The organism is Sulfuricaulis sp. (genome assembly GCF_049587675.1).
Taxonomy (GTDB): Bacteria; Pseudomonadota; Gammaproteobacteria; order Acidiferrobacterales; family Sulfurifustaceae; genus Sulfuricaulis.
On record NZ_JBAVEJ010000057.1, the window covers coordinates 52,026 to 67,153 of the forward strand.

Genomic DNA, 15,128 nt, shown 5'->3' on the forward strand with positions numbered 1-15,128 from the left:
ACAGGGTATCCTAACGTCACCTTCCGGATACGTGACCTGAAACAATCATCCCAGTTGCGGACGCGAGAAATCAATTTCCCGTTTCGCGCTGAGACATCGCACCATGAGAACCGTTCACGCGCATGGAAGCCGCTGCGATTACTGTGGACTGTCTTGCGGTTGACCTACGCACACCTGGGTATTTTCCTCGCGTACTTTTGGCATGGGCGCCCAAACAGGCTTTATATCCCCTATCCGTCTGTTCTCGTGCTTTTTTGTCTGTCACTGCTGCCGAAAGCCTGGCGACCCACATATATAGTGGCGGACTGTTTCATATCCCTCTATGACACGGCTGTAACGGACAGAGGGCTGATCTCTTCCCGTTCCTGGGCGGCGCGCGCGCTGAAATCCCTGGAGTCCCGCGCCTATCGAATCGCGGATGTTATTGTCGTTGATACGGATTTGAACGCCAGTTACTTCAGGGAAACCTTCAGGCTCACGCCATCCAAGGTGATAGCGCTGCCACTAAGTATCGACGAATCGGTCTTTCGACCATCCCCCTACCTGCCGAGCGGCGACTCGTGCAACGTACTGTTCATCGGCACCTTTGTGCCGTTGCAGGGGGCAGACGTTATCGCGCGGGCAGCTGTTATCCTGCGGGAGCGCCGCGACGTGCAGTTTCGATTCATCGGTTCCGGCCAAACGGCGGACGCCGTGGAGCGCATTTTCGCGGGTGGGCGGCCGGAGAACGTCGAGTGGATAACTCAGTGGGTGGACAGTGAGCGCCTCGCGGAAGAAATCCGAAAAGCTGATATTTGCTTGGGAATTTTCGGCACGGGCTCAAAGGCGCAACGCGTCTGGCCACTCAAGAACTATGCATATATGGCCATCGGGCGCGCCATAATCACCGGGGACAGCCTGTTCAGCAGGCGCATGCTGCAAGAGTCGGATTTCGCGCCGTTCCTGACTGTGCCACACGGTGACCCCGCAGCGCTGGCCGCCGCTATTGTCACTCTCGCGCAGGATCCTGAGCGAAGAAAAGACTACGCTAAAAACGCCCGCCTTTTCTACGACAGGAATTTATGCTCGCGCATTGCGCGTAAGCAGCTTGTCTCGCATCTGGTCTGCGCCTCCAGCGATGATTTATGACCCTGCCTCAGCGCGAGTGAAGATCAACTTATCTGCAATGCGCTTCAAGCCCGGTCGTGCACCCTTCACTTGGTGCTCAGATACAGAAGAATCAGGCGCGAAGGGAAGCGACGTCGAAAAATCATTTCTGCTTCCAGGGTTGTGGCAATGAAGTTCGCATTCATACTGCTTAAACTGGCTATCACGGCTTCGCTGTGTTACTGGTTGTTCTCCAGCGTCGACACAAAGACGTTGCAGGTTAATTTGATGCAGCTCGGTGCGATTCCAATTTTAGCTGGGGTACTGCTTCATTTCGTGGTCTATTTGCTCGGCGCATTCCGCTGGTGGATGCTCCTGAGACACACACATACCGCCACACCTTTCTACAAAGCGTTTCCCAGTTATTATCTCGGGGTGTTCTTCAACAACCTTTTACCGACAGGCCTCGGGGGCGACACCGTGCGCATTCTTCACCTGCGCGTACGTGGCATAAGCACGAAAGCGCTCGTGAGTTCGACTATCATGGATCGTGCTATCGGGTTATCGAGCGTGGCAATTTTGGGTTTATGCGGCGCACTTATTTCCGAGGAGCTAGGCATCTCCAGCCACACAAAGTCGGTTCTGATTACGCTCTTCGCGGTCGGGCTGTTGAGCGTCGGCCTGATGTGGTCTAACCGCTGTGTCCAGTTTGTCGGGAACTTGGCACTGAAATACCGCCACACGCGAGTACGCGCATGGCTCCTGGATATTGTCCTTACCTGCTACTCCTACCGCACCACGAAATCACGCATTGCGGTTGCCTATGCATTATCTGCCGTCGGACAAAGTTTGATTACTTTGGTCTATTATATACTTGGTCGCGGACTGGGCCTTGATATCTCGGTCGCCACTTATTTCGTCGCCATACCGGCCGTATTCCTGGCGGCGAGCGTGCCGGTTTCAATCGGCGGTCTTGGTATTAGAGAAGGTACGCTCGTCGGTATGTTGGTCGCCGCCGGCACAAACCTGCAACTCGCCATCAGCCTTTCCCTTGTGTACCTCCTGGTGCTGTGGCTATCCGCGTTGCCGGGCGCTCTCGTCCTGTTATTCGGCCGTACAAGAAAAAAATAACACATAATTCCACCCTGCCACTGTTCCCAATGGAAGCCAAAATAATTGACGCGTTTATTACTGAACTGCCAATTCAGCCAATACACCTGCAGGCAGGTTGGCGTTGCTGGAAAATCATGCAGCACTCAACACTTTGAGCGAATTCTGAAGCCTATCCGCCGGATAATAGAATCTGCTGAAGCTAGGGCATGCAAAACCCAGTAAATAGAAGTACCGGCAGTTCGTTTCATTCAGATAGGACCTGAACGCAGCATCATCAAGATACTCACAGCGTCGAATCATACTAATACGGTTCGCATAAAAAGCGACAACCGATGGTTTAATGCTATATATGCAGGAACCTACTGGCACTATGTCCACGATTTGACGCAGGCTATTTCCAGAGAAACAACAGCAAGTTGGAAGTCAGCCCCCATAATTTGATGCTGTCTACCTTAGCTTTGGCAGGACCTAATTCTAGGACAATACGATGCAGGTCCGCTCGGCTGAGTAGATTCAGGTTCTCTTCCCGGGAGAAAAATTCTCTTCCGCTGTTACGCATCAAACACCTGAAATAGCGCTTCGGCAACCAATGCACCAGAGGCAGAACCGTGTGGAATTCCACCGGAAACCATCGGTTCGGCGTAGTGATGCAGACACCGTGGCGGGCAACCCTGTAAAGCTCGGCCACGAAACGTTTTTGGTTCTCCTCGCTGCCCACATGCTCCAAGACCGCACTTGAATGGACAAAATCAAATTCACTTTCGGCAAATGGCAGATGACAGCCGTTTGCCGAGACAAAGGTGACGCCCGGATAGAGGCCTTCCAAGAAACTTGCGTCAGTCACTCCAACCGCGGTGATCATGTCCTTGTAGGGGTACCACGCTTCCAGATAATTCGAGGATTCATAGCTACGGTCGCTGGTTACACCAACATCCAGCAAGGTCTTATGTCGATCGATGGACATAGTGTGCAGGAAGCGCCGAAACATGCGTCGCCTCACTCTGGTTGCCACCCTGACGGCCAAAGAGTCAGCGGCTGCGACGTTGTACTGCGCATTAGGTTCTTGATTCAAGGGATCTCCGAACGCATACGAACATGATAAAGACATCACGCCCCTTCAGCGCGACCTCACTCCCAGGTCCAGAATGCTGGAGAGGAACCCACCCATGATGAACTGCACACCAAGTCCCAGCAGCGTAACGGAGGGGACAACCAAGCGCATCATCTCTCTGTAGTCGAGTACGCCAAATGACCTGGTTTCCCAAAACACAACGGCACTGACGACCCCTGCAACACCTATCACCAATAGCAGCAATCCCAAGATGACCGCTCGCTCCAGGGACATGATGCGCAAAAACCAACCGTATCGTGGACTTAAGGGCAAGAGCCTGGCCTTGGTGGCATATTGTTTGGCCAATAAAAAGAAGATCACGATCTGCGTGCCCACCAGAATTGCGCCCATTGCGATAATCAGCGTATGCACGTCGAAGATCACCGATCCCACTTGTAACGGTCCCGGCAAAACCAGGGCGTTGGCCAAAAGACCAAAAGCGATGAGGGCCAAACCGGGGTATAGAAACAACCAGCGCGGGCTATACATAAGAAGAAAGCGGAGATGGCGCCAACCGTCCCGCCAGCTTTGAAGGTGGGGGGGACGATTCCGCCCATCTGGTGATAGAGTCGTGGGTACCTCAGTAATTTTCAAATTAGCAAGTGTCGCCTTGACCACCATTTCCGAGGCGTATTCCATCCCCGTGGTTCGCAGATCGAGACACTCGACAGCCTCTTTGTTGAAACCGCGCAAGCCACAATGAAAATCCCCTATCTTGCTGGAGAAGAAGAGCCGACCGATAGCTGAGAGTATCGGATTGCCCAGATACCTGTGCAGCGGTGGCATGGCTCCCGGAAGGATTCCACCCTTGAAGCGATTTCCCATGACCAGATCGAAACCTTGGCGCAGTTTTTCGACAAATGGATCCAGATGCGAGAAATCGTAACTATCGTCGGCATCTCCCATGATCACATAGCGTCCTTGCGCAGCCGAGATCCCTCCCGTCAGCGCGGCGCCGTAGCCGCGCTCTTTGACATCAACCAGCAGCGCTCCCAGCTTGCGCGCAATCTCTTGGCTACCGTCAGTGCTGCCATTGTCTGCGATAATTACCTCACCGGCCATGCCTGCACGGTAAAGATAGCTCTTAGCTTTTTTAATGCAGGCACTCAGCGTCTCGGCCTCGTTAAGACAAGGCATAACGATCGAGAGCTCTATCTCACCGGTGCGCAGACTCATTCCTGGTTCCTCTAACCATAAACCTTGACCAAGTAAAATATTTGACGTGTGGCAATAACACAGGCTATTTCAGCGCATACCAACCTCAACTCGTGTTATCAACGCCGTCATTCAACTCATGACATATACTTCGATAGTATAGCTACGCAAAAATACCTTATAACCGAACTCATAAAATACCCGCCTCCGGGTTACCCCTTACTTAGAACCGTTATGCAAACCTTACTTCGTGGTGTAAACCGACTGTTTAGATCCGTTGTACGCATACCTCGATACAGTTATGTCCTTGCCATCATTCTTCTTGTCGCCCTTGATCTGCGCATTCAGTCGGTAATCCATAGCGTCGTCGATACCCCGGTACGAGCCGATGCGCGCCAGTACGTCCTATACGCGCATAACTTGAAAAACTACGGCACCTACTCGCTTTCGGACACATTGTCCACGAATGGACAAGCAACCCCCAAGCCGGACGCAATACGTCCCCCATTTTATCCTTTCTTCCTCACACTATTCCTAGACCTGCAACCCACTGACGCAAACATCGCCGCGATTACCCGAGTCCAGGCGGTAATAAGCACGTTTACGGTATTGCTTGTTTTCTGGCTTGCGCGTCGCGTCCTTCCTCTACCGTTTGCGCTCGCTGCTTCGGCTTTCACAGCCATCAGTCCACATCTGGTCACAATGAATATTTATCTCTTAAGCGAGACCCTATTCTGTTTTTTACTCGTGCTCGCAATATATGCGCTAGCAAAAACGGCAGAGAGACAGAATCTTGTGGCTTCAGCATTGGCGGGACTGACGCTCGGAGCCGCCGCACTTACGCATCTCATGCTGCTCTATTATGTATTGCCGCTCGCGGTTTTTCTGCTTTGCTTCTGGGGCTGGAAAACCGGATGGCGAAAGGCCGTTGTGCTTGTCTTGGGCTTCAGTCTCCTCTATGGGGCATGGATTGCGCGAAACATAAATACGCTTGGTGTTCCGGGTGATAATACCCAGATGTCGGTGACACTACGCATCGGAGCATATAACAACATGATGTACCAGAACGATCCACGGTCCTACGGTTTTCCATATAGATTCGACCCCCACTATGAGGAAACTTCCAAGGATTTGCCTTCAGTGATATCAGCAGTAGTCAATGAGTTCAAGGAAGCTCCGATCCAGCAACTGCGCTGGTATATCCTCGGCAAACCACTGATGCTGTGGTCATGGAACATCATCGCTGGACAAGGCGACGTCTTTGTCTATCCAGTGAAGAGCACACCTTATAATTATCTGTTTCATTTCCGAGCGACACACGCGGTGATGTACGCCACTCACGGGATATTCGTCGTGCTGATGATAGGCGGTATCATTATTGCCTGGTTCCCGCCGGTTAAGTCTGGCTTCTCAAACGAAGCGGTCTTTATCGCGCGCGCCATTTCGGTTTTATTGCTGTATCATGCTGCAGTAATGATGATCGGCTTCCCGGAACCACGTTACGCGGTTCCGATGCGCCCATTCTTGTATATCATGTCCATGATACCCATTGCCGTCGCGATAAGATGGATTTTAACCAAACGATCCGGTCTGTCCGGAACAAGCTGAATCATGCGAACAGAAAACCCAAAATAACAATGAATTTTTGCCTCACCAGCCGTGCGAATTAAGCCATTAAATGGCACAATGCCCGCGGGTATGCTTGTTTCAGTCCGGGCTGATGTTTAGAATTGCCCGCCTGATTCATCACCATATCGGTTGAGGCATGCTTCCCAGGCTCCTCGACACCATGACATCGGGGCGGTAGCTCAGCTGGGAGAGCGCTGCGTTCGCAATGCAGAGGTCGAGGGTTCGATCCCCTTCCGCTCCACCAATCCCGCAAATGGCCGGAAATACCGGCCATTTTTTATGCCAAGCAGTGCGCCGCCCGAGCGTGTCGCTCATGGCCTGGAGGACGCAGCTTGCTCCACTCGCACGGCCATTCCTGGCCGGGATGCGCGATGCGGCGGCGAATCCCTCCGGTCGCCCTGCTAGAATAGCGGCACGCCCCGGTAGCTCAGTGGATAGAGCGGCCGCCTCCTAAGCGGCAGGTCGCCGGTTCAACTCCGGTCTGGGGCACCAGCTTCAATGATTGATGTATCTTCAACCTTCTCTTGGGGAGACCGGTTTGCTGGAAGCGGTAGATCTTGAATGCGTGCGCGGCGATCGGCCGCTGTTCAGCCATCTTTCCTTCCGTCTCAAACCGGGCGAGCTGATGCACGTCACCGGCGTCAACGGCAGCGGCAAGACCACTCTGTTACGCACGCTCTGTGGATTGACGCACGCCGCCGCGGGTGAAGTTCGCTGGAACGGCTCGACCATTCAGGAGTTGGGCGACGACTATCGCAGCCAGCTCGCCTACGTCGGTCACAGTAACGGCATCCAGGGCGAGCTGACGGCGGAGGAAAATCTGCGCGCCGCCGCCTGCCTCAGCGCCGCCACCGAAACGACGCGTATCCCGGAGACACTGGAGCGCGTTGGGCTCGCGCCGTACCGGCACTTCCCTTCCAAGGTTCTGTCGCAGGGCCAGAAGCGCCGCCTCGCGCTCACGCGGCTTGCGATCCTGCGGAAATCTTTATGGATCCTGGACGAGCCCTTGAGCGCGCTTGACGTGAACTCGGTAGTCCTGATGACGGAAATCCTGATGGAGCATCTGGCCCGGGATGGGATGATCATCATGACATCGCACCAGGAAATCGGCGTCGAAACAAAAATCATGCTGCAGTTGAAGCTCGACTGACATGCCCGGTTTCCTGAAAGCCATTGGCTGTCTACTGCGGCGCGATCTGACCGTCGCGCTGCGCCGCAGCACCGACGTGCTCACGCCGCTGGTCTTTTTCATTATCGTCGTGAGCCTGTTTCCGCTCGGCCTCGGTCCCGAGCCCGCGGTACTACGGACGATCGCACCGGGTGTCATCTGGGTGGCGGCACTGCTCGCCACCATGCTCTCGCTTAACCGGCTGTTCGCCAACGATCACGCCGACGGAACGCTCGAACAGATGGCGTTGTCACCCCACCCGCTCACCGTTCTGGTTTTGACCAAGGTCGCCGCCCACTGGATGCTGACCGGCCTGCCGCTGGTGCTGATCTCGCCACTGCTCGCGGTGCAGATGAACCTGCCGGAATCGGCCATGGGCACGCTTATCCTCTCACTGCTGCTCGGCACGCCGGTCCTGAGTCTGCTCGGTGCCGTCGGCGCGGCACTGACGCTCGGCCTGCGCGGCGGCGGCGTGCTGGTTTCGCTGCTGGTACTGCCGTTGTATACTCCGGTGTTGATTTTCGGCGCCGGTGCCGTCGCGGGCGTGATCGCCGGAATTGACACTGAGGCGCATTTTTCCTTACTGGCCGCTTTTCTCGTATTGGCCCTGACGTTGACACCCTGGGCCACCGCCGCGGCATTGCGCGTTTCCCTGGACTGAACCATGCAATACATGCATAAGTACGCCTCACCCAAATTTTTCTACACCCTGGCAGGAAAACTGACTCCGTGGATGGCGGCATTGACCGCTGTGCTGCTGGTCGCCGGCCTCTATCTCGGCCTTTTCGTGGCGCCCGCCGATTACCAGCAGGGTGAAAGCTACCGTATCATGTTCATCCACGTGCCGGCCGCGTGGATGTCCATGTTCATCTACGTGTGCATGGCCGGCGCCGGCGCCATCGCGCTGGTCTGGAACGTCAAGCTCTTCGAGATGTTCGCCGGCAATTGCGCGCCCGTCGGCGCCTCGTTTACCTTCCTCGCGCTGGTGACGGGTTCGCTGTGGGGAAAACCGATGTGGGGTGCGTGGTGGGCCTGGGACGCGCGCCTGACTTCGGAACTTATTCTGTTTTTCCTGTACATAGGTTACATGGCACTGGAAGCCAGCATTGACGATCCACGGCGTGCGGCGCGCGCCTCCGCGATCCTGGCACTGGTCGGTGTGGTCAACATTCCCGTCATCCACTTTTCCGTGGAATGGTGGAATACTCTGCATCAGCCGGCCTCGGTAACCAAAATGGGAACGCCCTCGATTCACCCGAGCATGCTCGCGCCCCTGCTGCTGATGTCCCTGGGCTTTACCTTCTATTTCTTTACGGTGGCGTTGATGCGCATGCGCAATGAAATCCTGGAGCGGGAGCGGCATACGACCTGGGTAGCGCAACTGCTGGGGTCCAAATCATGAACTGGTCGGAGTTCATCCACATGGGCGGTTACGGCTTTTATGTCTGGAGTTCCTATGGACTCGCCCTGCTGGTTCTGCTCCTGAACCTCTATTTACCGCTGCGCCGACGCAAGACGGTCCGACGCCTGCTGCTCGAATTTCTGCGACTCAAGGAACAAACCCGATGAAGACAAGACACAAGCGCCTGGCGATCATTGTCACCGGCGTAGTTGGACTGACCGTTGCCGGTCTTTTCGTGTTGAATGCTTTCCGCAGCAACCTCGTATTCTTCTATTCCCCCACGGAGGTGCTGGAAGGCAAAGTCAGCATTCCCGCCGGCAAGACCATCCGCATCGGCGGACTGGTGGAGAAAGGCTCCGTGCAGCGCTCTTCCGATGGCCTGAAGGTCGACTTCATCGTCACCGACCTCAACAAGAAGCTGCCGGTTCACTACGAAGGCATCCTGCCAGATCTGTTTCGTGAAGGTCAGGGTGTCGTGGCGCAGGGACGGCTGCAAACAGGCAACACCTTCATCGCCAGTGAAGTACTCGCCAAGCACGACGAAAAATACATGCCGCCGGAAGCCGCACAGGCGCTGAAGGGCGGAACCTTTGCGCCGGGCAGCGAGATCAAAAAGCCATGAAGAAATATATCGTCCCTCTCATCATCTTCGTATCGCTGGGTCTGCTACTTGCCTACGGACTGAAACTCGACCCGCGTCGCATCCCCTCGCCGCTGATCGGCAAACCACTGCCCGCCTTTTCACTGACCACGGTCGCGGATCCCGCGCGCAAGGTAAGCCGTGACGATCTGCACGGGCGCGTCTACCTGCTGAGCGTCTGGGCCTCGTGGTGCGTGGCCTGCCGCGAGGAACATCCGCTCCTCAACGAACTCACCAGCCGCAAGGCCGTGACCATTATCGGACTCAATTACAAGGATACGCGCGAGGACGCGCTTCGATGGCTGGGAGCCCTGGGCAATCCTTACGAGCTGAGTCTGAGCGACCAAGATGGAAGACTCGGCATTGATCTCGGCGTCTACGGCGTGCCGGAAACCTTCGTGATCGACAAACAGGGCGTCATCCGTTACAAGCAGATCGGTCCGATGACGCCGGAAGTGTGGGAACAAAAGCTGGCACCGTTGATCAAGGAACTTTCCTAGTCGAACCCTCGTGGCGGTGCGTGTAATTGCGGGAGGTTTACCGACAAGCAGCTTTTGAGATCGTGCGCGAAGCGTTTGAGACATTCAATACTGGATCTCCACTTTCGCGGAGACAACAAGCCAACTGCCCAGTATGAACGGCGCTATGCCGTTCCGTACTTCGTCTCCACCATGATTCCGATCTCTTTCAGAAACGGCGTCGGCAACACGCCGCCCGCGCTGACGATGACGGCGTCGTTTTTAATTTAAATCATTTTTCCCGTCTGATCGAGCGTGACATTGTCAGGTTCGATTTTCTTGACATTCGATTGCAACAGCACTTTTATCCGGCCTCCTTTTTCTGCTTCCTGCAATCGCTGGCGGTTTTTCTCTTTCACGCGTCCGAAGGCCTCGCCGCGGTAGGACAGCGTGACTGTCGTTCCCGGTTCACCCGCAATGGCGAGTGCGGCTTCGAGCGCGCTGTCACCGCCGCCGACGACCAGGACGTACTGGCGACGGTATTGCTCCGGGTCGATCAGGTTGTAGACGACTTTCGGCAGTTCCTCGCCCGGCACACCGAGCTTGCGCGGCGTGCCGCGCCGGCCGATGGCAAGCAGGACGGCTCTTGTCTCATAAGAATTGCGTGAGGTCTTTACGATAAACCCGTTTCCTTTTTTGGAAATTGTCTCCATGCGCTCGCTGAAATTGATCTTGAGCCCGGTCTTTCGGGCCGCGCCCTGCCAGAATTCCAGCAGCGCTTCTTTGCTGATCGCGCTAATCTTCACCTTGCCGATAATAGGTAACTGCATCGGCGCGGTCATAACGATCTTGTTGCGCGGGTAGTGATACACCGCGCCGCCGAGCGAGTCTTCCTGCTCGACGGTGACGGACCGCAGCTTGTGCTCCATGGCGCCGAGCGTGGCGGCCAGGCCGGCTGGCCCAGCGCCGACGATGACCACGTCGAGCGGGAAATTCCTGTCCTTCAATTTGCGGATGGATTCCATCGCCTGACGGCCCTGCTCCACCGCTTTGCGGGTAAGCCCCATGCCGCCGAGTTCCCCGGCGATGAAGATTCCCGGTACATTGGTTTCGAAATTCGGATTGACCCGGGGAATATCCATGCCTCGCTTGGAGGTGCCGAAAACAAGCGTGATGGCGTCATGCGGGCAGGCGGCCATGCACGCGCCGTGACCGATACATACGGCAGGTTTCACCAGATGCCCCTTGCCTTTGATGAGGCCGATGGCCTGCTCCGGACACGCGTTGACACAAGCCCCGGAACCGATACAGCGATTGGGATCGAACACCGGATGCAGCGAAGCCGGCTCCGTCAGTCCGGCCTCAACTGACTCTTTCATCTGAGTAACGTGGTGTTGTTCCTTCTTCCTGTGGCGGCGCAGGTAAAAGAACAACACCAAGATCAGCGGGACGAGATAAATCAGATATTCAGTCACATTCTGTTCCATAAATGGCCATTAGCGTCCTTTGACCATACTACTGGCCTCAGGAAAGCCAAGGGTCATCCGCTTGTCAGCCAGATCACGCATTTTATACGGTTTATAATGGTATTTCAGGCATTGACAGTCTTTAATTGCAAGTAATGGAACAACTTTATGGTTCCATGGCTGTCGCGATCCGTACCGCTCGAGCCATGGTGGTAAGGATAGATCAAGAATAATTGTCCCGCCTCCAGGCGGAAGCAGTTGCAGGGGAGAACAATGGGTCACGAGCAGGCGATCATACGCACCGCCAAGATACCGGTGCGGCCATCCGAAAATTCCGAATCACGCAGTGGTAAGCCACTGCCATTGGCCGTTTTGCCGATCACGGTGCTGCTGTTGCTCGCCGTCTGGGCGGTACGGCAAGGCCACTACTACGAACCTGGCGACGATTTCGGTTACTACCTCGGCGTCATCGGTGGCGTGATGATGCTCGTCTTGCTGCTCTATTCGTTGCGCAAGCACATTCGCTTCATGCGCAACTGGGGACCCACCAAGCACTGGTTCCGGCTGCACATGATTCTGGGCATCGCCGGACCGACCTTGATACTTTTCCACTCCACGTTTCGTGTCGGCTCGATAAATGCGACGGTTGCGCTCAGCTGCATGCTGCTCGTGGCCGGCAGCGGCATCATCGGCCGGGTCATTTACCGAAAGATCCATCACGGCCTGTACGGTCGCAGCGCCACCCTGCAAGAGGTTCAAACGAACCTCGGCATTATCGGAGGCGACGTAAAATCAAAATTTCATTTCTCTCCCCGCATCGAGAAACGCCTGAAAGAATACGAGTCCTCCACGCTCGCCGAACACAACGGCGCCTGGTCGAGGATTTGGTCTTTTGTCACCGTGGGGATGCGCGCTCGCTGGACATACTATACGGTGACCCGCGATCTGCAACGCATCGCGAACACCCATGCCGAGGAGCATGGATGGGACTCCGAAAAACTTGAGAAACGCATGGTGGCGGGAAAGACGGCAATCCGGATGTATCTGGATGCCATTATCGACGTGGCACGGTTCAATGCGTATGAACGGTTGTTCTCCCTGTGGCACATCCTCCATGTTCCGTTTGTGTTCATGCTGATTATCAGTGGGATCGCGCATGTCATTGCTGTACACATGTATTAACACCATCAGGAACGACGGGCTTGTTACGAACCTTCATCACATGGCTCACGATCGCCTATTCTCTCGTCTTCCTGCCAGCGTCCTCTCGTGCCGAATCCCTCGAGAGCGTGCTAATGCCGGGCAAGGTCATTGAAGGCCATGCGAACGTCGAGACTGACTGCAAGAGCTGCCACGCGCGTTTCAAGAAATCCGCTCAGAATACCCTGTGTCTGGACTGTCACAAGGACGTGGCCAAGGATGTTGCCCAGAAACAGGGCTATCACGGCCGGCTTACGGAGCAGGAATGCCGGGTGTGCCACACCGAACACAAGGGGCGCACGATGAACATCGCGCCGCTGGACGAAAAATCATTCGACCATAAGCTCACCGACTTCATGCTAAAGGGCGGGCATGCGAGCGCGAAAGTTTCGTGCCGCGATTGCCACAAGCCGAAGGTCAAGTTCCGCGATGCGCCGTCGGACTGCTTTGCGTGCCACAAGAAGGACGACAAGCACAAAGGCAGCCTGGGCACCCAGTGCGCCGACTGCCACCAGGAAAGCGACTGGAAGAAAACCCTCTTCGATCACAGCAAGACGAAATTCCCGCTCACCGGAAAACACCGGGATGTCATCTGCAAAGACTGTCACACTGATCCCAAGTTCAAGGGCGCACCAGCGGCGTGCGTCGCCTGTCACAAGAAAAATGATGAGCACCAAGGCAAGTTCGGCGCCAAGTGCGAGAGCTGCCACAACGACAGGGAGTGGAAGATGATCACCTTCAACCACGACAAGGATACGAAATACCCCTTGCGTGGGAAACACAGCCTGGCGAAGTGCACGCTTTGTCACACCGGCTTCTTATATAAGGAAAAGCTCAGGAACGTTTGCGTGGCCTGTCACAAGCCAGACGACGACAAGAAAGGCCATAAGGGGCGATTCGGCGAAAAGTGCGAGTCCTGTCATACCGAAAAGGATTGGTCCATCACCACTTTTAATCATGACCGCGACACGAAATACGTGCTGCGTGGCAAACACATCACGGCCAAGTGTGAATCCTGCCATACCGGCATCCTGTACGTGGAAAAACTCAAGAAGACGTGCGTCGCCTGCCATAAGAAAGATGACGACCGCAATGGACACAAGGGTAAATTCGGTGAGAAATGCGAATCCTGTCACGTCGAGAAAAGCTGGAAGACCACTGCTTTCAACCACGACCGGGATACCAAATACCCCCTGCGCGGCAAACATGCCGACACCAAGTGTGAATCCTGTCACACCAGCCCGCTGTTTAAGGACAAGTTGTCGACTACTTGCATCGCCTGCCACGAGAAGCACGACAAACACAAAGGCCAGGAAGGTCAGAAATGCGAGTCCTGCCACAACGAGCGTGATTGGAAAACCAGCAAGATCGATCACGGCCTGACCCGCTTCCCGCTGCTCGGCAAGCATGCCAAGGTCGATTGCAAGAAGTGTCACATGACGCCCGCCTTCAAGGACGCGGGCATTGCCTGCGTCGCCTGTCATGAGAAAGACGACAAGCACAAATACAAGCTAGGACCGCGTTGCGAAACCTGCCACAACGCCCTGTCGTGGAAGGACTGGCGCTTTGATCACAACACACAAACCTCATACAAGCTCGAAGGCGGACACGAACGCATCGTCTGCGAAGCCTGCCATAAGAAACCCATGCCAAGAAAAGTGACGCTGAGCAACACTTGCAGCAGCTGTCACGAGGCTGATGACGTACACAATGGTGGCTTCGGTAAATTTTGCGAACGATGCCATGTAACCAGTTCATTCAAGGAAATTCGCGCGGGAGTCGGTGGTGCGGCAGTTCATTAAATTATCTGGATTGAGGACTTGACTATGAAGAACGCTAATTATTTCCACGGATCTTCGTTCTGGGTCGGAACCCTGGCAATCCTGGGCCTATTCTTGCTCGCATTGCCGAACAGCAACATGCTGGCAGCGCCCGCAAACAGCAAGGTGAGTTTTGACCACCTCAAAACAGGTTTCCCGCTGACCGGGGCGCACGTCACGGTCCCCTGCGAGACCTGCCACATTCAGGGCACCTTCAAGGGAACACCCAAGAATTGCGTACTCTGTCACACGCAGGGCAGCCGCATTCAGACCACGACCTTCAAGCCCTCAAATCACATCCCGACGACTCAGGCGTGCCAGCAGTGCCACACATCAACCGCGTCATGGAGTGTCGCCTTTTTCAGTCACACCGGCGTGATGGTCGGCCAGTGTAGTCAGTGCCATAACGGCAGTGTCGCGAAGGGCAAGCCGGCGAACCACATTCCCACCAATGCACCATGCGACACCTGTCATCGCACCACCACCTGGATGAGCGCGAGTTTCATGCATGTCAGCGTGACTCCGGGCAGTTGTGCCAGTTGCCATATGCCGGGCGGATCGGGCATGGCCAAGCCAAACAACCACATTCCGACGACACTCTCGTGCGATGCCTGTCACACTACGGGCGGCACGTTCACGACGTCGCGATTTACTCATTCCGCCACACAAGGTGTAATCGCCGGTCAGTGCAGCACCTGCCACAACGGCTCTTTCACCCAGTGGAACGCGTTGGGCAAATCGTCCAAACACGTGGCCACCACGGCCTCGTGCGACACCTGCCACACGGGTTACGCGACGTTCGCCAGTGCAACGTTTAATCATACCGGCGTAAGTCCGGGCAGCTGCGCGACCTGTCACGTCCAGGGCGGTTCGGCCACGG

At 55.5% G+C, this 15,128-nt stretch carries 15 protein-coding genes and 2 tRNA genes; 14 read left to right on the top strand and 3 right to left on the bottom strand.

The window, feature by feature from the left end; genetic code table 11:
* Window positions 1–297: 297 nt before the first annotated feature.
* Together WB402_RS03065 and WB402_RS03070 are read left to right on the top strand one after the other, a co-directional pair.
* Window positions 298–1,128, top strand: a complete 831-nt coding sequence (locus tag WB402_RS03065; RefSeq protein WP_424205445.1) for a glycosyltransferase — start codon at window positions 298–300, stop codon at window positions 1,126–1,128.
* 147 nt (window positions 1,129–1,275) lie between these two features.
* The gene (locus WB402_RS03070) at window positions 1,276–2,217 is read left to right on the top strand and encodes a lysylphosphatidylglycerol synthase transmembrane domain-containing protein (protein WP_424205446.1); all 942 of its coding nucleotides are present in this window, start codon (window positions 1,276–1,278) and stop codon (window positions 2,215–2,217) included.
* Between the two features lie 373 nt (window positions 2,218–2,590).
* Here the strand turns inward: WB402_RS03070 and WB402_RS03075 are convergent, their stop codons facing one another.
* On the bottom strand, window positions 2,591–3,271 hold the full coding sequence (locus tag WB402_RS03075; RefSeq protein WP_424205447.1) for a methyltransferase domain-containing protein: 681 nt from the start codon (window positions 3,269–3,271) through the stop codon (window positions 2,591–2,593).
* A 45-nt stretch (window positions 3,272–3,316) separates the two neighbouring features.
* Complete coding sequence (locus WB402_RS03080; protein WP_424205449.1) at window positions 3,317–4,486, bottom strand: glycosyltransferase family 2 protein; 1,170 nt, start codon at window positions 4,484–4,486, stop codon at window positions 3,317–3,319.
* A gap of 399 nt (window positions 4,487–4,885) precedes the next feature.
* On the opposite strand from WB402_RS03080, the gene WB402_RS03085 reads away from it, so the two are divergent.
* The 9 genes from WB402_RS03085 to WB402_RS03125 all read left to right on the top strand — a co-directional run bounded on the left by WB402_RS03085 (window position 4,886) and on the right by WB402_RS03125 (window position 9,804).
* Entirely contained in the window at window positions 4,886–6,073 is a 1,188-nt protein-coding gene (locus WB402_RS03085) for a glycosyltransferase family 39 protein (RefSeq protein WP_424205450.1), read from the top strand.
* 189 nt (window positions 6,074–6,262) lie between these two features.
* A tRNA-Ala gene (locus WB402_RS03090) sits at window positions 6,263–6,338 on the top strand.
* Window positions 6,339–6,510: 172 nt separating this feature from the next.
* Window positions 6,511–6,586 (top strand) — tRNA-Arg (locus tag WB402_RS03095).
* A 46-nt stretch (window positions 6,587–6,632) separates the two neighbouring features.
* A complete protein-coding gene (gene ccmA, locus WB402_RS03100) occupies window positions 6,633–7,244 on the top strand; it encodes a cytochrome c biogenesis heme-transporting ATPase CcmA (protein ID WP_424205451.1) in 612 nt (203 codons plus the stop codon).
* A 1-nt stretch (window position 7,245) separates the two neighbouring features.
* The gene (gene ccmB / locus WB402_RS03105) at window positions 7,246–7,923 is read left to right on the top strand and encodes a heme exporter protein CcmB (protein ID WP_424205452.1); all 678 of its coding nucleotides are present in this window, start codon (window positions 7,246–7,248) and stop codon (window positions 7,921–7,923) included.
* A 3-nt stretch (window positions 7,924–7,926) separates the two neighbouring features.
* A complete protein-coding gene (locus WB402_RS03110) occupies window positions 7,927–8,664 on the top strand; it encodes a heme ABC transporter permease (protein ID WP_424205453.1) in 738 nt (245 codons plus the stop codon).
* Window positions 8,661–8,831, top strand: a complete 171-nt coding sequence (ccmD, locus tag WB402_RS03115) for a heme exporter protein CcmD (RefSeq protein ID WP_424205454.1) — start codon at window positions 8,661–8,663, stop codon at window positions 8,829–8,831. Before WB402_RS03110 ends, ccmD begins: the two co-directional genes overlap by 4 nt.
* On the top strand, window positions 8,828–9,286 hold the full coding sequence (gene ccmE, locus WB402_RS03120; protein WP_424205455.1) for a cytochrome c maturation protein CcmE: 459 nt from the start codon (window positions 8,828–8,830) through the stop codon (window positions 9,284–9,286). The genes ccmD and ccmE overlap by 4 nt, the downstream gene beginning before the upstream one ends.
* Window positions 9,283–9,804: a DsbE family thiol:disulfide interchange protein gene (locus WB402_RS03125; RefSeq protein WP_424205456.1), complete on the top strand. Its 522-nt coding sequence runs from the start codon at window positions 9,283–9,285 to the stop codon at window positions 9,802–9,804. Before ccmE ends, WB402_RS03125 begins: the two co-directional genes overlap by 4 nt.
* 245 nt (window positions 9,805–10,049) lie before the next feature.
* Here the strand turns inward: WB402_RS03125 and WB402_RS03130 are convergent, their stop codons facing one another.
* A complete protein-coding gene (locus WB402_RS03130) occupies window positions 10,050–11,249 on the bottom strand; it encodes an NAD(P)-binding domain-containing protein (protein ID WP_424205457.1) in 1,200 nt (399 codons plus the stop codon).
* Window positions 11,250–11,501: 252 nt separating this feature from the next.
* Between WB402_RS03130 and WB402_RS03135 the strand changes: the two genes are divergently transcribed.
* The 3 genes from WB402_RS03135 to WB402_RS03145 all read left to right on the top strand — a co-directional run.
* Complete coding sequence (locus WB402_RS03135; RefSeq protein ID WP_424205458.1) at window positions 11,502–12,410, top strand: hypothetical protein; 909 nt, start codon at window positions 11,502–11,504, stop codon at window positions 12,408–12,410.
* 20 nt (window positions 12,411–12,430) lie between these two features.
* Window positions 12,431–14,230 (top strand): cytochrome c3 family protein, encoded by a 1,800-nt coding sequence (locus WB402_RS03140; protein ID WP_424205459.1) that lies wholly within the window; start codon window positions 12,431–12,433, stop codon window positions 14,228–14,230.
* A 24-nt stretch (window positions 14,231–14,254) separates the two neighbouring features.
* On the top strand, window positions 14,255–15,128 hold an 874-nt coding region (locus WB402_RS03145), incomplete at its 3' end, for a cytochrome c3 family protein (RefSeq protein WP_424205460.1).